The organism is Ciceribacter sp. L1K23 (genome assembly GCF_018122705.1).
Lineage (GTDB): Bacteria > Pseudomonadota > Alphaproteobacteria > Rhizobiales > Rhizobiaceae > Allorhizobium.
Genome location: NZ_JAGRRC010000002.1, coordinates 376382 through 394367, shown reverse-complemented (window position 1 = coordinate 394367; position 17986 = coordinate 376382). Strand labels below are relative to the sequence as shown.

Annotated in this window: 11 protein-coding genes; all 11 read left to right on the top strand. The window is 60.4% G+C overall.

Features of this window, described 5'->3' with window-relative positions:
- Positions 1-72 precede the first annotated feature (72 nt).
- The 11 genes from J5J10_RS20835 (at position 73) to glgC (ending at position 17983) form a co-directional block, all read left to right on the top strand.
- Positions 73-693, top strand: a complete 621-nt coding sequence (locus tag J5J10_RS20835) for a TetR/AcrR family transcriptional regulator (protein ID WP_211931581.1) — start codon at positions 73-75, stop codon at positions 691-693.
- Complete coding sequence (locus tag J5J10_RS20830; protein WP_211931580.1) at positions 693-1667, top strand: HlyD family efflux transporter periplasmic adaptor subunit; 975 nt, start codon at positions 693-695, stop codon at positions 1665-1667. The genes J5J10_RS20835 and J5J10_RS20830 overlap by 1 nt, the downstream gene beginning before the upstream one ends.
- Entirely contained in the window at positions 1664-2602 is a 939-nt protein-coding gene (locus J5J10_RS20825) for an ABC transporter ATP-binding protein (protein ID WP_211931579.1), read from the top strand. The genes J5J10_RS20830 and J5J10_RS20825 overlap by 4 nt, the downstream gene beginning before the upstream one ends.
- Positions 2599-3741 (top strand): ABC transporter permease, encoded by a 1143-nt coding sequence (locus J5J10_RS20820; RefSeq protein WP_211931578.1) that lies wholly within the window; start codon positions 2599-2601, stop codon positions 3739-3741. The genes J5J10_RS20825 and J5J10_RS20820 overlap by 4 nt, the downstream gene beginning before the upstream one ends.
- A 112-nt stretch (positions 3742-3853) precedes the next feature.
- Positions 3854-7177 carry a transglutaminase family protein gene (locus J5J10_RS20815; RefSeq protein ID WP_211931577.1) on the top strand — a complete coding sequence of 1108 codons (3324 nt, stop codon included), beginning with the start codon at positions 3854-3856 and terminating at the stop codon, positions 7175-7177.
- Positions 7178-9598 (top strand): circularly permuted type 2 ATP-grasp protein, encoded by a 2421-nt coding sequence (locus J5J10_RS20810; RefSeq protein ID WP_211931576.1) that lies wholly within the window; start codon positions 7178-7180, stop codon positions 9596-9598. It abuts the gene before it with no gap.
- 6 nt (positions 9599-9604) lie between these two features.
- Positions 9605-10483, top strand: a complete 879-nt coding sequence (locus tag J5J10_RS20805; protein WP_211931575.1) for a transglutaminase family protein — start codon at positions 9605-9607, stop codon at positions 10481-10483.
- 104 nt (positions 10484-10587) lie between these two features.
- Positions 10588-11796, top strand: coding sequence for a TadE/TadG family type IV pilus assembly protein (locus J5J10_RS20800; RefSeq protein WP_208553954.1), 1209 nt, complete (start codon positions 10588-10590; stop codon positions 11794-11796).
- A 237-nt stretch (positions 11797-12033) separates the two neighbouring features.
- Positions 12034-14493, top strand: coding sequence for a glycogen/starch/alpha-glucan phosphorylase (locus tag J5J10_RS20795; protein ID WP_211931809.1), 2460 nt, complete (start codon positions 12034-12036; stop codon positions 14491-14493).
- Positions 14493-16703, top strand: coding sequence for a 1,4-alpha-glucan branching protein GlgB (gene glgB / locus J5J10_RS20790; protein ID WP_211931574.1), 2211 nt, complete (start codon positions 14493-14495; stop codon positions 16701-16703). Before J5J10_RS20795 ends, glgB begins: the two co-directional genes overlap by 1 nt.
- 20 nt (positions 16704-16723) lie before the next feature.
- The gene (gene glgC / locus J5J10_RS20785) at positions 16724-17983 is read left to right on the top strand and encodes a glucose-1-phosphate adenylyltransferase (RefSeq protein ID WP_211931573.1); all 1260 of its coding nucleotides are present in this window, start codon (positions 16724-16726) and stop codon (positions 17981-17983) included.
- Positions 17984-17986: the final 3 nt, after the last annotated feature.

The window sequence follows — 17986 nt, the reverse complement described above, 5'->3', positions numbered from 1 at the left end:
TCGCGCAAGCGCCTTCTTGAGCGAGAGGTGTTTTTCTGATAATGACTGTCCGGTCAGTCATAGGAATACACGATGACCAAAACCTCCCGTAGACGCCGGGATCCCGACGAACGAAAAGCTGAGATTATCGCAGCCGCCTTCGCGCTTTTCTCCGAAAAGGGATTTGCTGCGACACGTATCGAGGATGTGGCCGCCCGCGCCGGTATCGCAAAAGGCACGGTTTACCTGCACTTCCCAGACAAGGAAGCACTCTTCACCTCGCTGACTGCCGGAATGGCTTCTCCGATCCTCGCAAGCATGGCGGATCTGGCCGGCAGTGAAGACGCCCCGTCCAAGATCATCGTGGCGCGCCTTTATGATCTAGCTCGGAAGGAAATACTTGGAACGGACAGAAGACACATGCTGCGGCTGCTGATTTCCGAGGGACCGCTCTTTCCAAGCGTTGCCGAATTCTACCATCGAAATGTACTGAGCGTCGGCCTGGGGTTCCTCCGCCGGGTCCTTGAACGGGCCGCCAGTCGCGGAGAACTGCGCAATCCTGGCGTAGCCTCCATGCCCCAGATCGTGTTCGCGCCTATCCTGATGACAGTCATCTGGAGCTCGCTCTTCGAACCTTATGAAAAACTAGACGCCGAGGCGCTGTTCAAAACCTTCCTCGACACGCTGTTTCTTCCCGACACAGGAGAGGCATAATGAGACGTGCAGTCATTCTGGCCGGCGTCGTTGTCGCCGCTTTTGCCCTGATGCCGATGGTTCTGCCGAGCAAAGGCCCCAAAGCCTATCAGGGCTGGATCGAAGCCGATCTGCGTTTCATCGGCGCCGAAGGGGCCGGCAGGCTGACGCAGGTCGCGGTCGCCGAGGGAGAGCCCGTCGAACCGGGCACCCGCCTCTTCAGCCTCGATGAGGAATCTGCCCAAGCGCTGGTTGCCGCCAGGCGGGCCAGTCTGGAAGCGCTGACGGCGCAATATGAACTGGCTCTCTCGGCCCAGAAGCGCCCCGAGGAAATCGAAATCCTGAAGGCGTCGCGACGACAGGCAGAGGCTCAATTGTCGCTATCGCGGCAGGAACTGACCCGAGTAAAGGCGTTGGCCTCGACCGGCACCGCGACACGCGCCAGTCTGGACGCCGCAATCGCCGCCGAGGCAGCCAACCAGGCAGCACTCGACAACGTCCGGGGACAGATAACGCTGGCAGGACTGTCGGCCAGGACCGAGGCGGTCCGTCAGGCGAAGGGAGCGATGGATGCTGCAGCGGCCGAGCTCGCCGCAGCTCAAGTTGCTCTGGAGCGGCTTTCCGTCGACGCCCCGGCCGCGGGCATCGTTCAGACACTCTACTATCACGTCGGCGAGGTCGTGCCGGCCGGTCGGCCCATCGTCTCCCTGCTCGTGCCGGAAGACATGCGTGTGCGATTTTTCGTCAGCGAAACCGAGATTGCCGGCATCGCGATTGGACAGACGGTCCACGTGACCTGCGATGGCTGTCAGCCGATGGATGCCCGCATAAGCTTCGTATCGGAACAGGCCGAATACACGCCGCCCGAAATCTATAGCAGCGAGGAACGCGCGAAACTCGTTTATCGGGTCGACGCAATCCCGAACGAGCCGAGGCAGTTGCGCGCCGGAATCCCGGTCGATGTCTCGCTCGGCCAAATGGATCAACCGCGATGACCCCGGAGACACAGGAGCGCCCGGTTATCGAGGTGTCGAACCTCACCAAGCGCTTCGGTGATCGCACCGTGGTGGACGACCTCTCGCTCACAGTCCGCAAGGGAAGCATTCACGGGTTTCTCGGGCCGAACGGCTCCGGCAAGACAACCACCATCAGAATGCTGTGCGGCCTGCTAACGCCGGACGGCGGCAGCGGCACATGCCTCGGCCACGACATCCGCACCGAAGCCGACCAGATCCGGCGCCGGGTCGGCTACATGACGCAGAAATTCTCGCTCTACCAGGATCTGTCAATCCGGGAAAATCTGGAGTTCGTCGCCCGCGTCTACAATCTCGACGCTCCGAAGCAAAAGGCACGCGATGCCATCCAGCGTCTTGGCCTGTCGGGTCGCGAAAACCAATTGGCCGGCAATCTCTCCGGCGGTTGGAAACAACGTCTTGCGCTTGGAGCCTGTATCCTGCCAGGGCCCGACCTGCTGCTTCTCGACGAGCCCACCGCCGGCGTGGACCCGAAGGCGCGGCGTGAGTTTTGGAGCGAAATTCATGCGCTCGCAGCCGAGGGGCTCTCGGTTCTCGTGTCGACGCATTACATGGATGAAGCCGAACGTTGCCATGAGATCGCCTACATGGCCTATGGCAAGCTCCTTGTTCACGGCACCGTCGAGGAGGTAATCGCATCGACGGGCCTTCATACCTGGAGCGTCTCCGGCCCCGACCTTCACCGGCTTCAACAACAGCTTGAAGCACAAGCCGGCATCGATATGGTCGCACCGTTCGGAACCAGTCTCCACGTTTGCGGACGCGACGAAAGCGCGCTCAATGCCGCAATCGCACCCTATCGCCGGCAGGATGGTCTTCATTGGGAGCCCGGCAAGCCGACGCTCGAGGACACCTTCATCGAACTGATGAACCGCTCCAAGGATAACTTCCAATGAGTTCCGAGCGTTCAAACAACGGTTTCGTGCGCCGTTTCTGGGCCATGACGGTCAAGGAATTCATTCAGATGACCCGCGATCGCGTCACGCTTGCGACGATGATCATGATCCCCGTGCTGCAACTCTTCCTCTTCGGCTTCGCCATCAACACCACGCCGCATCATCTTCCGACCGCAATTCTGATGCGGGAGAACACAGACATAGGCCGCTCCATCGTCGCCGCACTCGAAAACACAGACTTCTTCGATATACGCGGCGTATTGACCCGGGCCGAAGACATGGACCGACTTCTCGCCTCCGGCGCGGTGCTCTTCGTGGTCGAAATTCCGGACGGCTTCGAACGCTCGGTTCGCCGGGGAGACAATCCCGCGCTGCTGGTCGCTGCCGATGCCACCGATCCCGTCGCGTCGAGTTCGGCGCTGGGCGCGCTTTCCGGCGTTGTCGCCAGCGCGCTTGAGGGCAATCGCCACATCGCCCTCGCCGAACCGAGTAAGCCGCCTTTCACGATCATCCAGCACCGCCGCTACAATCCGGCGGGTTCCTCGACGCTCAACATCGTCCCCGGTCTGCTCGGCACGATCCTGACAATGACACTGCTGATCTTCACGGCCCTCTCCGTCACGAGGGAAGTCGAGCGTGGCACTATGGAAAACCTCCTGTCGATGCCAATCAAGCCGATCGAGATCATGCTGGGAAAGATCGCGCCTTACGTGATCATCGGCCTCATCCAGGCACTCATCATCATCGGCGCCGGCTATTTCGTTTTCGCCGTTCCCATTCTCGGCAACCCGCTTACGCTCGCCTGCGTCACCGGCCTTTTCGTGATATCGAACCTGTCGATCGGCTACACCTTCTCCACGATCGCCACCAACCAGTTGCAGGCCGTGCAGATGGCCATGATGTTCTTTTTGCCGAATATTCTTCTTTCCGGTTTCATGTTCCCGTTCGCAGGCATGCCCCAATGGGGCCAATGGATTGGCGAGGCACTGCCGCTGACGCATTACATCCGGATAGTACGCGCCATCATGCTCAAAGGCGCCTCCATCGACGTCCTTGCCCATGATACCGGAGCACTGGCGCTTCTGACGTTGATCGCCATGACGATTGCAGTTCGCCGTTTCCGCCGCACGCTGGATTAACGTCGGTGAGGACTGCAAGGAGCGTCGTGCGCCTTGCTTTATGTCGCTGCATTGCACAAGATCACTCCCAGCCCGGCGGCTTCAAGATCGGGCGCGGAGGGCGAACGGCAATATGGCGATCAAGGCGAGCATCTATCACCTCACGCATTACAAATATGACAAACCCGTCCGGCTCGGGCCGCAAATCATCAGGTTGAAACCAGCCGCCCATTCCCGGACCAAGGTCATCAGCCACTCTTTAAAGGTCTCCCCGCCAAACCACTTCGTGAATCTGCAGCAGGATCCGTACGGCAATTATCTTGCCCGCTACGTTTTTCCGGACCCGGTTACTGAACTGAAGATCGAGGTCGACCTGGTCGCCGACATGTCGGTGTACAACCCCTTCGACTTCTTCACCGAGGAAGAGGCGGTGAAATGGCCCTTCGATTATCCGCAGGACCTGCGCGACGACCTCCATATCTACCAAAAGCCGGAAGCCGACACGCCGGCAATCCTGGCCTTCATGGACACGCTGGACAAGAGCCCGGGCCAGGGCACCGTGGACATGGTCGTTGGCCTCAACGCCCGCCTCCAGAGCGAAATTCAGTACGTCATCCGCATGGAGCCCGGTGTTCAGTCTCCGCACGAAACCCTGACGTCCGGCCGCGGATCATGTCGCGATACCAGCTGGCTTCTTGTGCAGGTCCTCAGGCGCCTGGGCTTGGCCGCCCGCTTCGTCTCCGGCTATCTGATCCAGCTGAAACCCGATTTGGAGGCGCTGGACGGTCCGTCCGGAACGAAGGTCGATTTCACCGACCTGCATGCTTGGGCGGAAGTCTACATCCCCGGCGCCGGCTGGATCGGCCTTGATCCGACATCCGGCCTGCTCACCGGCGAGAGCCATATCCCCTTGGCCGCAGCGCCCCATTATCGGAATGCCGCGCCCATTTCGGGAGGCTATTTCGGCGAGGCCAATACCGACTTCGTCTTCGACATGCAGGTGCGTCGCGTCGCCGAACATCCGCGCATCACCAAACCCTTCTCCGACGAGGCGTGGGATGAACTGAACGACCTCGGACGCAAGGTCGACGCAGAGCTTCAGGCGCGGGACGTCCGCCTGACCATGGGAGGCGAACCGACATTCGTTTCCATCGACGACTTCCAGTCGGATGAGTGGAATACCGGCGCGGTTGGACCGACAAAGCGAGCCCTTGCGGACACACTGATCCGTCGACTACGCGACAGGTTCGCGCCGGGCGGTTTCCTCCATTATGGTCAGGGAAAGTGGTACCCCGGCGAAAGCCTGCCCCGCTGGACCTTCTCGCTCTACTGGCGACGCGACGGAAAGCCGATCTGGTCGGACGAAAACCTGGTCGCGGTCGAAGGAAAGTCCTACTCCGTCGTCCAGGATGATGCCGGACGATTGCTGGACGCAATCGCTAGCGAACTCGATATCGCGCCCGAGATGGTCGTACCCGCCTTCGAGGACCCTGGCGAATGGTTGCTGAAGGAAGGGAACCTTCCGGACAACGTCGACCCGTCCAATTCAAAGCTTGAGGATCCGGAAGAGCGGAACCGCATCGCCCGCGTTTTCGAGCGCGGCCTGACGAAGCCTGCAGGTTATGTGCTGCCGGTTCAGGCCTGGAACGCTAAGGCAGGCGGGCACCGATGGGTAAGCGAGAAGTGGCGAACCCGCAGAGGGCGCATTTTCCTCGTTCCGGGAGACAGTCCGGTGGGGTATCGCCTCCCGCTGGGCTCCCTGCCATGGATCCCGCCCTCGGCCTTTCCCTATATCCATCCGGTCGATCCGACTGTTCCTCGCGGCCCTCTTCCGGACCCCAGGGCCGATGAAGGAAAGCCGCTTCAGGCCGCCCACTTCGAAGCCTTTTCGGACAAGGGACAACCCCAGCAGCGCGCACCGGAAGAGATCGACGGCCACGTTCGAACCGCCATCTCTGTGGAGGTCCGCGACGGCCGCCTCTGCGTCTTCATGCCGCCAACGGAGAAGGTCGAGGATTATCTCGATCTCATCGCCTCGACGGAGCGCGCGGCTAAAAGCCTGGGTCTCCCGGTTCACATCGAAGGCTACGCTCCACCGCACGATGAACGGCTGAACGTGATCCGTGTCGCGCCGGATCCCGGGGTGATCGAAGTTAACATACATCCTGCATCCAATTGGTCGGAATGCGTTGCGACGACCGAGGCGATCTACGAAGAGGCGCGCCAGTCCCGTCTTGGAGCGGACAAGTTCATGATCGACGGCCGCCACACCGGCACGGGCGGCGGCAATCATGTTGTGGTGGGAGGCGCCAATCCGAATGATAGTCCCTTCCTGCGCCGACCGGACCTGTTGAAGAGCCTCGTGCTCCATTGGCAACGCCACCCGTCGCTGTCCTATCTTTTTTCCGGCCTCTTCATCGGCCCGACAAGCCAGGCCCCGCGCATCGATGAGGCGCGCCATGACAGCCTTTATGAGCTGGAGATCGCGCTTGCTCAGGTGCCTGCCCCTGGACTGGGCCAGCCGCCCCTGCCCTGGCTGGTGGATCGTCTCTTCCGCAATCTGCTGGTCGACGTGACCGGAAACACCCACCGCTCAGAGATATGCATCGACAAGCTGTTCTCTCCCGATGGCCCCACCGGGCGACTGGGTTTGGTCGAGTTTCGCGGTTTCGAGATGCCGCCGAACGCCCGCATGAGTCTAGCGCAGCAACTGATGATCCGCGCCCTGATCGCGCGATTCTGGAAAAACCCGACCAGCGGTCGTTTCGTCCGCTGGGGCACCTCGCTCCACGACCGATTCATGCTGCCCCACTATATCTGGCAGGACTTTCTCGAGGTGCTGGCCGATCTCAAGGATAACGGGTTCGATGTGCGACCCGAGTGGTTTACGGCGCAGCTCGAGTTTCGTTTTCCCTTCTACGGAGAGGTCGAGTACGAGGGCTCTAAGCTGGAACTACGGCAGGCGCTTGAACCATGGCATGTCATGGGCGAACAGGGTGCGATCGGTGGCACCGTCAGGTTTGTCGACTCGTCCGTGGAGCGGCTGCAGGTGCGGTTGGAAACCGCAAATCCGGATCGCTACCGGGTCGCCTGCAACGGTCGCATGGTTCCGTTGATGCAAACGGACATGAACGGCGTCGCCGTGGGAGGCGTGCGCTACAAGGCCTGGCAGCCTGCATCGGGACTTCACCCGGTGCTGCCTGTCAACTCGCCGTTGACATTCGACATCTATGATACGTGGTCGGCACGGTCGATTGGCGGCTGTGTCTATCATGTTGCCCATCCCGGCGGACGCAACTATGAGACATTCCCTGTGAATGGCAATGAGGCCCAGGCGAGACGCCTTGCCCGCTTCGAAGCCTGGGGACATACCGCCGGAAATTACGTGCTGTCGCCGGAACCGGTCTCGCCGGAATTTCCGCACACCCTGGATCTCCGGCGGCATCAAGGATTGTAAATGGCGATAGAGGCTGCGGCGGAACACGGATCGCAACGACAGAAAGGCAACGGCGTGCGGGCACGGGACTACCGCCCGTTGACGGGCATTGCCGACGAAATGGTGGACGCCGAGGGCCGCATCCGGCCGGTCTGGCAGAAATTCGTGTCGGCCGTGGAAGCGATGTCGGAGCAGGAACTGCACGAGCGCTTCGCCCGCGCCGATCGCTATCTTCGCGACGCCGGTGTGTTCTACCGAGCCTACGATTCCAGCCAGAACAGCGAACGGGCCTGGCCCTTTTCCCATATTCCGGTCCTGATCGCCGAAAAGGAATGGGAAGCGCTGTCGGCGGGGCTCGTTCAGCGCGCCAATCTTCTCGAAGCCGTGGTAGCGGACATCTACAACGGTAACCGACTTGTGGAGGAAGGCTTTCTTCCTCCCGCTCTTATCGCGTCCAACCCGGAATATTTGCGTCCTCTGGCCGGCATAACGCCGTCTGGAGGGCATTACCTGCACTTCTGTTCCTTCGAGATCGGTCGCGGTCCGGACGGAAATTGGTGGGTACTCGCCGATCGCACCCAGGCGCCATCAGGCGCCGGCTTCGCGCTTGAAAACCGGGTCGCCACGACGCGCGCCTTCTCGGATATCTACGCCGACACCCACGTTCACCGGCTCGCCTCGTTCTTTGGAGCCTTCCGAAACGCCTTGCAGGGCCACAAGCAGAATGCCGACGACCGGATTGCTGTCCTGACACCGGGCACGGCGAACGAGACCTATTACGAACACGCCTACATCGCCCGCTACCTCGGGATAATGCTGCTCGAAGGTGAGGATCTCGCCGTCGTCGACGGCCGGGTGATGGTGCGGACCGTGGCGGGACTGAAGCCAATCAGCGTTCTGTGGAGACGCCTCGACGCCGCCTATGCCGACCCGTTGGAGCTGAACCACAATTCCCATATCGGCACACCGGGCATCACCCAGGCCATGCGCACCGGGAAGGTGACCTTCGTGAATGCGCTGGGATCCGGTATCCTTGAGACGCGGGCGCTGCTCGCCTTCATGCCGACGATCTGTCGGCATCTGCTTGGCGAGGATCTGATGCTGCCCTCGGTCGCGACATGGTGGTGCGGCCAAAAGTCGGAACGCGAGCATGTCTCGCGCAATATCGACCGCATGGTGATCGGACCGGCCTATTCCTGCATGCCCTTCTTCGACGACAACGGCCGGTCCGTACTCGGATCGTCCTTGCGCAGCTCCGCGCAGGATTCCATTGCCCGCTGGCTGGAGACGGATGGCAGCAAGCTGGTTGGCCAGGAGGTCGTGACACTGTCGACGACCCCGGCGCTGGTCGATGGAAAACTGAAGCCCCGGCCGATGAGCCTGCGTGTCTACGCGGCCCGCACGAAAGATGGCTGGCAGATCATGCCCGGAGGGTTCGCCCGCATCGGCAACGATGTCGATGCGACGGCAATCGCCATGCAGCAGGGCGGAAGCGCAGCCGACGTTTGGATCGTCTCGGACAAACCGGTCGAGCACGCCTCCCTCCTCCCAAAGAGCGATACGTTCACCCGCAACATGCCGGGAAGTCTTCCCAGTCGCGCGGCCGACAACCTGTTCTGGCTCGGACGCTACATCGAGCGGGCGGAAGGGACCCTGCGCATCCTTCGCGCCTGGCACAGCCGTTTTGCCGAGGCCGCCGACCCGTCCCAGCCTCTGCTCGCGGACGTGACACGTTATCTGGAAGCCCTCGATGTCGATCTTTCCGAGGAAAAGGGCGTCCCTCAAAGCCTTCTTCGCGACATCGACAGCGCGGTCTATTCTGCCAGCAATATCCGCGACCGTTTTTCTCCGGACGGCTGGCTTGCCCTGAAGGATCTCGCCAAGACGGCAAGGCGCTTCCACGAGCGCGTCAAGCCCGGCGACGATGCCGCCCACGCGATGACGGTGCTATTGCGCAAACTGGCGGGCTTCGCCGGTCTCGTGCACGAAAACATGTACCGGTTTACCGGATGGCGGTTCCTGACGATCGGCCGTTATCTGGAGCGGGGCCTCCATATGACCCGGCTGCTCGGGCATCTCACCCGAGACGACGTGCCCGACGGTGCGCTCGATATGCTGCTGGAAATCGGCGACAACGTCATGACCCACAGAAGACGCTACAATGTCAGCACCGCGCATCTCACGGTGACAGACCTTCTGGCGCTTGATCCGCTCAATCCGCGATCGATCCTGTTTCAGCTGAATGAAATCCGGACCGAGGTCGAGCAATTGCCGAATGCCACCGTGAACGGCCAAATGTCTCCCTTCTTCCGGGAAGCCATGCGCCTGCACTCCGGCCTCGCCGTCATGGTCCCTGAGAACATGACGGCGGAGGTCTATGGCAGGCTGGAAATGGAAATGGAAAAACTGTCGGACATACTCGCTCAAACCTATCTGAGATAAGGCGCCATGCTCTACGATATCTCGCTACGGATGAGTTATGTTTACGATGTCGCGGCCTCCGGCTCGCATCACGTTCTGCGCCTTTTGCCACTGACCCTTTCCGATCGCCAGCGGCTTGTAGCCGGCAGTGTCCATATCGATCCCAAACCCGATGAATCGGCGACATTCATCGACTTCTTCCAGCACCCGGCAACCTACATGCAACTGCGTGCTCCACACGAGCGCCTGGACATCAGGATGCAGGCCCGTGTTTCCGTTCAGGCTCCTTTGCCGACCGCAGACCTCTCTCCCCTTCTCGCAAGACTTCCGGACGAGCTTGCGGATCATTGGGCGCTCGATCCCGACTCGCCTCATCATTTCGTCGGCCCAAGCCCGAAACTGGAGGAGGTCGGCGAAATAACAGACTACGCCAGGGAGAGCGTGACCTCAGGGCAGACCGTCAGGCAGATCGCTGAAGCCCTGTGCGCTCGGATACACAGGGATTTTCGATACGATGCAAAGGCTACGACAGTCGACACAACGGCCAAGGAGGCTTTTGCGCTGAAGCGCGGAGTGTGTCAGGACTTTTCCCACATCATGATCCTCGCACTTCGCGCTCTGGGCATTCCGGCCGGCTACGTCAGTGGATTTCTCCGCACGCTTCCACCGCCAGGGAAGGAGCGCCTGGAAGGCGCTGATGCCATGCACGCCTGGGTCAGGATATGGTGCGGCAGGACGATGGGATGGATCGAACTCGACCCGACGAACAATATCGTCGCGGGGACGGACCACGTCGTTGTCGCTTACGGTCGGGACTACGCTGATGTCGCGCCGGTCATCGGCGTCGTCAAGAGTTATGGCCACCACAAGACCGTACAGGCCGTGGATGTCGTACCTGTTCCATGAGCTGGACGAGGCATCTTTCTTAAATTTTTACGCTACCGCTTAAACAGACTGAGAGGTTTGCACTGTAAAAGCGCGTCAGTGATTTCTGTTCGTGGAAGAACATGATGCTCGACGCTCGCAACAGCAAAAACCCGTTTAAGAAGCTTGTCGCCGACCGCAGCGGCAACTTTGGTATCATGACCGCATTCCTTCTGCCGGTGGTACTGGCCACAGGCGGCATAGCGATAGACCTGACGCGCATGGTCCAGGTCCGGTCGGAACTGCAGAACGCCGCCGATGCCGCATCGCTTGCAGCCGCCACGGCCATGGCAAGCAAGGGCATCAGCGAGGAGGAAGCCGTCGAACTGGCAAGAGAGTTCCTCGGCGCACAGATGGCCAATCTGGTCGGCTCATCCTCAGGCCCGGAAGGGGACGGCGTCAACGAGGAGCTTGAACGTCTGAAGCAGGAAGCGGTGATCAACGCCGTTTCCACCTCCACCTCGAAGTCCGCGAACTCGTTCGACGTGACCGTAAACGCCAATTACACCCTGGGACTGAACGGCCTGACCGCATTGCTGGGCTTCAAGCAGGTGACGCTGGCGGCAACCAGCACATCCCAGAGCGCCACAGAGAGCAAGAATGCGTTGTCGATGTTCCTGGTCGTGGACCGTTCCGGCTCCATGGGAGAAAATACGAATACCGTTAACCCGGCTCAACCGACAAAACAGGAAGCGTATGGTTGCGGATGGAGCACGTGCTATCGAACTGTGACCAACTACATCATCAAGATCGATGCGCTGAAGGCTGCGGTTGCGGACTTGGCGGCACAACTCGATGAGGCGGATCCCGACACCCAATATGTCCGGACCGGTACCGTATCGTACAATTCGTCGACCCAGACCGAGACGAAGCTCGCCTGGGGTACCGCCAAATCGCTGTCCTATGTAAACGCGTTGTCGGCCACTGGCGGCACCGCGTCGACGGGCGCAGTAAAGTTGGCCTATCAATCGCTGATCAAAACAAGCGAAAACACCGCCCACAAAAACAAGAACGGTCAGGTGCCCAGCAAGTACATTGTCTTCCTGACGGACGGGGACAACAACAACACCAGTGATGACACCGCGACCAAGTCCTGGTGCGACAAGGCCAAGGCGGACGGAATTGAAATATACAGCGTGGCCTTCATGGCTCCGTCGCGAGGACAGGCACTGCTCAGCTACTGCGCGAGCACAAGTTCCCACTACTTCGATGCCAACGACGCGGAAGAACTGGTTGCCTCGTTCAGGCGCATCGGCGAGGAAGCCTCCCAGGCAGGTACCCGTCTTACGAACTGATCCCGCGCCAAGTTTGGAATCTCGCAGCCGCAGGTGGGCAGCACCTGCGGCGCTTCGCGTTTGAAAACAGTAATTTGTCGGCTTCGACGACCCCGATCCGGATTTACCCGGCCCGCCAAATCCCATGTTGCATGTGTCCCGCAACGGTGCATAAACTGCTTCGAGGACGTTCGCCCGGTCAATTGAATCGGCCACGTTCATGCAGGGCGAAAACACAAGCGGGGTGTCGAGATGGCGATGAAGACGGAACACAAGACCGATCTGCCGCTTCCCAAACCGCGAGAGACCAATCCGGAGATAATCGCCGCCGAAATCATCGAGCGTCTGACATATGGCATCGGCAAGGATGCAAAGGTCGCCACGCCGCACGATTGGCTCACGGCGACCATCCTGGTGGTACGCGATCGCATCATCGACCGCTGGATGGAATCCACCCGAGGAACCTACAAGTCGAATTCCAAGCGCGTCTATTATCTGTCGCTCGAATTCCTCATCGGCCGGTTGATGCGCGACGCGATGTCGAACCTGGGGCTGGTCGAGGATATTCGCGCCGCACTCGTGACGCTTGGTGTCGATATCGACGTCATTGCCGGCCTCGAGCCGGATGCCGCCCTCGGTAACGGCGGCCTCGGCCGGCTGGCGGCCTGCTTCATGGAATCCATGGCGACCGTCAACATTCCGGCCTATGGCTATGGCATTCGTTACGTCCACGGCCTCTTCCGCCAGCAGATGGCCGACGGATGGCAGGTGGAACTGCCGGAGACGTGGCTGGCCCACGGCAATCCGTGGGAGTTCGAAAGACGGGAATCGTCATACGAGGTCGGCTTTGGCGGCACGGTTGAAACCGTGGTCAACGGCTCAGAGGACGCCCGCTATCTCTGGAAGCCGAGCGAGCGCGTCATTGCGACCGCCTACGACACGCCAATCGTCGGCTGGCGCGGCGAGCGCGTCAATACGCTGCGCCTTTGGTCTGCCCAGCCGATCGACCCGATCCTGCTCGATGCTTTCAACGCCGGCGACCATATCGGCGCTCTGCGCGAAAGCAACAAGGCCGAAAGCCTGACCAGGGTTCTCTACCCGGCAGATGCCACATCGGCAGGCCAGGAACTGCGGCTGAGACAAGAGTATTTCTTCTGTTCGGCCTCGCTCCAGGATATTCTGAGACGCCATATCCAGCAGGGCAACACACTTGCGATGCTTCCCGACAAGGTCGCCATCCAGTTGAACGATACTCACCCGGCCGTTTCCGTGGTCGAGCTGATGCGCTTGTTGTGCGACGTGCACGGCGTGGACTTCGACGAAGCGTGGGAGATCACCCGCAAGACCTTCTCCTACACCAATCACACGCTGCTGCCGGAGGCCTTGGAAAGCTGGCCGGTACCGCTGTTCGAGCGCCTGCTGCCACGCCACATGCAATTGGCTTACGCGATCAACGCAAAGATACTTCTCTACGCCCGCAAGGACCGTCAGCTTCAGGACGCTGCCATCAGGCACATCTCGCTCATCGACGAAAATGGCGGCCGGCGCGTGCGAATGGGGAACCTCGCCTTCGTCGGCTCGCATTCCATCAATGGCGTCTCCGCTCTTCATACAGAGCTGATGAAGGAGACGGTTTTTGCCGACCTTCACAAGCTCTATCCGGATCGCATTAACAACAAGACGAATGGCATCACTCCGCGTAGGTGGCTGATGCAATGTAACCCGCAGCTTACCGGCTTGATCCGAGAGGCCATCGGGGACGCCTTCCTCGACGACACCGAACAGTTGCGGTCGCTTGATGCGCTTGCGGACGACCCATCGTTCCAGGAGAAGTTTGCAGCCGTCAAGCGCGCGAACAAAGAGCGGCTCTCCAACCTTGTGACAAGCCGCATGGGGATCCGCCTCGATCCCTCCGCCCTGTTCGACATCCAGATCAAGCGCATTCACGAGTACAAGCGACAACTCCTCAACATAATCGAGACCGTTGCGCTGTATGACGAGATGCGCTCGCATCCTGAGCGTGACTGGGTGCCGCGGGTGAAGCTTTTCGCCGGCAAGGCAGCGCCGAGCTATCACAATGCCAAGCTGATCATCAAACTCGCCAATGATGTCGCCCGCGTCATCAACAACGATCCGTCCGTCCGCGGCCTGCTGAAAGTGGTCTTCATCCCCAACTACAACGTATCGTTGGCCGAAACGATGGTGCCAGCCGCCGACCTTTCCGAGCAGATTTCCACCGCCGGCATGGAAGCGTCGGGAACCGGGAACATGAAACTTGCGTTGAATGGAGCATTGACGATCGGAACGCTTGATGGCGCGAACGTCGAAATGCGTGATCATGTGGGCGAGGACAATATTGTGATATTCGGATTGACAGCGGACGAAGTCGCCAAGGTTCGGTCCGACGGACACAATCCGCGCGCAGTGATAGAGGAATCGCGGGAATTGTCGCAGGCGCTCTCCGCAATCGCGTCGGGTGTGTTTTCTCCCGACGACCGTAGTCGTTTCTCTGAACTGATCGAGGGCATCTACGAGCACGACTGGTTCATGGTGGCGGCGGACTTCGACGCATACGCGCGTGCCCAACGGCAGGTGGATGCGATTTGGAGCGACCCGGTCAGCTGGTATTCGAAGACCATCCGCAACACGGCAAGAATGAGCTGGTTCTCATCCGATCGTACGATCCGTCAGTACGCATCAGAAATCTGGGGCGCCTGATGGCCAAATCGCCGAAGAGAGCCGTACAGCCAGACCAGCAAGCACGGCCCTCGCCGGAGGAGATCGAAGCGATCATCAACGGCACGCACGGCGACCCCTTCGCGGTGCTGGGAGTCCATGAGACGTCAAGCGGATACGAAGCCCGCTGCTTTATCCCCGGCGCCGAGAAGGTGACGGCTCTTCTTCTTGACGGAACCGTCGTTGGCGAACTCTCGTGTCGCCATCCGGCTGGTTTCTTTGCGGGACCGGTCAATGTCGACGGCGTCTTTCCGGTTCGCTATCGGGCGGTGCGCGTCGATGCAGAATGGACGGTCACCGACCCTTACAGCTTCTGGCCCGTTCTCGGACCGATGGACGACTATTTCGTCAGGGAAGGCTCCCACCTGCGCCTGTTCGACAAGATGGGCGCTCATCCGATGCGTCATCAGGGTGTCGACGGTTTCCACTTCGCCGTTTGGGCTCCAAATGCCCGGCGGGTATCGGTGGTCGGAGACTTCAACGACTGGGATGGCCGTCGGCATGTCATGCGCTTGCGGCGCGATACCGGCATCTGGGAGATATTCGCCCCGGATGTTCACGCCGGCGCGGCCTACAAGTTCGAAGTGATCGGCAAGAACGGCGAATTGCTGCCGCTCAAGGCGGACCCTTACGCGCGGCGCGCCGAACTGCGCCCCAAGAATGCGTCGGTGACGGCGGACGAACTGTCGGTCAAATGGGAAGATCAATCCCACCGTCAGCACTGGTCCTCCGTGGACCAGAGACGCCAGCCGATATCGATTTACGAGGTTCACGCGGGCTCGTGGCAACGGCGCAACGACGGTTCGATGCTGTCGTGGGACGAGATGGCGGATCGCCTCATTCCCTATTGCGTCGATATGGGCTTCACCCATATCGAGTTCCTCCCGGTTACCGAACACCCCTATGATCCATCCTGGGGCTATCAGACCACCGGGCTTTATGCCCCGACGGCACGTTTTGGTGAGCCCGAAGGCTTTGCCCGATTCGTCAATGGCTGCCACAAGGTCGGCCTGAGCGTCATCCTTGACTGGGTGCCGGCGCACTTCCCCACCGATGCTCATGGCCTGCGCTGGTTCGACGGCACGGCGCTCTACGAGCATGAAGATCCGAGACAGGGCTTTCATCCCGACTGGAACACGGCGATCTACAATTTCGGCCGCACCGAGGTCGTGTCCTACCTCGTCAACAATGCTCTCTACTGGACCGAGAAATTCCACCTGGACGGCCTGCGTGTCGATGCGGTGGCGTCGATGCTCTACCTCGACTATTCGAGGAAGGAAGGCGAGTGGGTTCCCAACGAGTATGGCGGCCGCGAAAATCTCGAGGCCGTGCGTTTCCTCCAGCAGATGAACCGCCATGTCTATGGAACGCATCCCGGCGTGATGACGATCGCGGAGGAGTCCACGTCGTGGCCGAAGGTCTCTCAACCGGTTCATGAAGGCGGTTTGGGCTTCGGCTTCAAGTGGAACATGGGCTTCATGCACGACACGCTGAGCTATTTCCAGCGCGATCCCATTCATCGCAAGTACCACCACCAGGAGATCACCTTCGGCCTGATCTACGCCTTCAGCGAAAACTTCGTACTTCCGATCTCGCACGACGAAGTCGTTCACGGCAAGGGATCGATGATCGCCAAGATGCCGGGCGACGACTGGCAGAAGTTCGCCAATCTGCGGGCCTACTATGCCTTCATGTGGGGCTATCCCGGCAAGAAGCTGCTGTTCATGGGTCAGGAGTTCGCGCAGTGGAGCGAATGGAGCGAAAGCCAGTCACTGGACTGGACGCTCCTGCAATATCATCTCCACGAGGGAATGCGGCGTCTGGTCAGAGACCTGAACTTCACCTACCGCTCCAAACCCGCGCTGCACGCGCGCGATTGCGAGGGCGAAGGGTTCGAGTGGCTGGTCGCGGATGATGAGGACAATTCGATCTTTGCATGGCAGCGCAAGGCGCCCGGAGAAAAGCCCGTCGTCGTGATCTGCAATCTCACCCCGACCTATCGCGAACGTCACGGCATCCCTCTTCCGGCGGAGGGGAGATGGCGTGAAATCCTGAACACGGATGCCGAAATTTATGGCGGCAGCGGTAAGGGCAATGGCGGACGGGTGGACGCGAAGCGGGACGGAGACGGCGCCATACGCGCGCACTTGACGCTGCCTCCTTTGGCGGTTGTCATGCTGGAACAAGAATAGCTTTAGTACGGGAGGGTACCATGTCGGAAAAGAGGATCCAGCCACTGGCACGTGACGCGATGGCCTATGTTCTGGCTGGCGGACGAGGGAGCCGGCTTAAGGAACTGACCGACCGCCGGGCAAAACCAGCCGTTTATTTCGGCGGCAAGGCTCGCATCATCGATTTCGCGCTATCCAACGCGCTGAATTCCGGCATTCGCCGCATCGGCGTCGCGACCCAGTACAAGGCCCATTCGCTGATCCGTCATCTGCAGCACGGCTGGAACTTCTTCCGCCCGGAGCGAAACGAAAGCTTCGACGTCCTGCCGGCCTCCCAGCGCGTATCGGAGACACAATGGTATGAAGGCACTGCAGATGCCGTGTACCAGAACATCGACATCATCGAGCCCTACGGTCCGGAATACATGGTCATCCTGGCGGGCGATCACATCTACAAGATGGACTATGAGCTCATGCTCCAGCAGCATGTCGACTCCGGTGCGGACGTGACGATCGGCTGCATGGAGGTGCCCCGCATGGAAGCCACCGGCTTCGGCGTGATGCATGTCAACGAGAAGGACGACATCATCGCCTTCGTGGAAAAGCCCGCCGACCCGCCGGGCATCCCCGGCAACGAGGATTTCGCGCTCGCCTCGATGGGTATCTACGTCTTCCACACCCGTTTCCTGATGGACATCTTGAGGCGGGACGCGGCGGACCCGAACTCCAGCCGCGACTTCGGCAAGGACATCATCCCTTATATCGTCCAGAACGGCAGGGCTGTGGCACACCGTTTTGCCCAGTCGTGCGTGCGCTCGGATTTCGAACGCACGCCGTATTGGCGTGACGTCGGAACGATCGACGCATACTGGCAGGCAAACATCGACCTGACGGACATCGTTCCCGAACTCGACATCTACGACAAGTCCTGGCCGATCTGGACCTATGCGGAAATCAACCCGCCGGCGAAGTTCGTCCATGACGACGACGGCCGCCGTGGTTCGGCGATTTCTTCGCTGGTCTCCGGTGATTGCATCATTTCCGGCTCGGCGCTCTACAAAAGCCTGCTCTTTACCGGCGTTAGGGCGAATTCCTATTCCCGTCTCGAAGGTGCGGTCATCCTCCCGAAGGTGCAGATCGGCCGGTATGCGCGACTGACCAACGTCGTGATCGACCACGGCGTGGTGATCCCGGAGGGTCTCGTCGTGGGCGAAGATCCGGAAATGGACGCCAAGCGCTTCCGCCGAAGCGAGAACGGCATATGCCTGATCACCCAGGCGATGATCGACAAGCTGGAGTAACGT

Excerpts from the sequence above, each read along its gene's own strand:
- J5J10_RS20835 (WP_211931581.1), top strand. The coding sequence starts at position 73 with ATGACCAAAACCTCCCGTAGACGCCGGGATCCCGACGAACGAAAAGCT.
- J5J10_RS20830 (WP_211931580.1), top strand. The coding sequence starts at position 693 with ATGAGACGTGCAGTCATTCTGGCCGGCGTCGTTGTCGCCGCTTTTGCC.
- J5J10_RS20825 (WP_211931579.1), top strand. The coding sequence starts at position 1,664 with ATGACCCCGGAGACACAGGAGCGCCCGGTTATCGAGGTGTCGAACCTC.
- J5J10_RS20820 (WP_211931578.1), top strand. The coding sequence starts at position 2,599 with ATGAGTTCCGAGCGTTCAAACAACGGTTTCGTGCGCCGTTTCTGGGCC.
- J5J10_RS20815 (WP_211931577.1), top strand. The coding sequence starts at position 3,854 with ATGGCGATCAAGGCGAGCATCTATCACCTCACGCATTACAAATATGAC.
- J5J10_RS20810 (WP_211931576.1), top strand. The coding sequence starts at position 7,178 with ATGGCGATAGAGGCTGCGGCGGAACACGGATCGCAACGACAGAAAGGC.
- J5J10_RS20805 (WP_211931575.1), top strand. The coding sequence starts at position 9,605 with ATGCTCTACGATATCTCGCTACGGATGAGTTATGTTTACGATGTCGCG.
- J5J10_RS20800 (WP_208553954.1), top strand. The coding sequence starts at position 10,588 with ATGCTCGACGCTCGCAACAGCAAAAACCCGTTTAAGAAGCTTGTCGCC.
- J5J10_RS20795 (WP_211931809.1), top strand. The coding sequence starts at position 12,034 with ATGAAGACGGAACACAAGACCGATCTGCCGCTTCCCAAACCGCGAGAG.
- glgB (WP_211931574.1), top strand. The coding sequence starts at position 14,493 with ATGGCCAAATCGCCGAAGAGAGCCGTACAGCCAGACCAGCAAGCACGG.
- glgC (WP_211931573.1), top strand. The coding sequence starts at position 16,724 with ATGTCGGAAAAGAGGATCCAGCCACTGGCACGTGACGCGATGGCCTAT.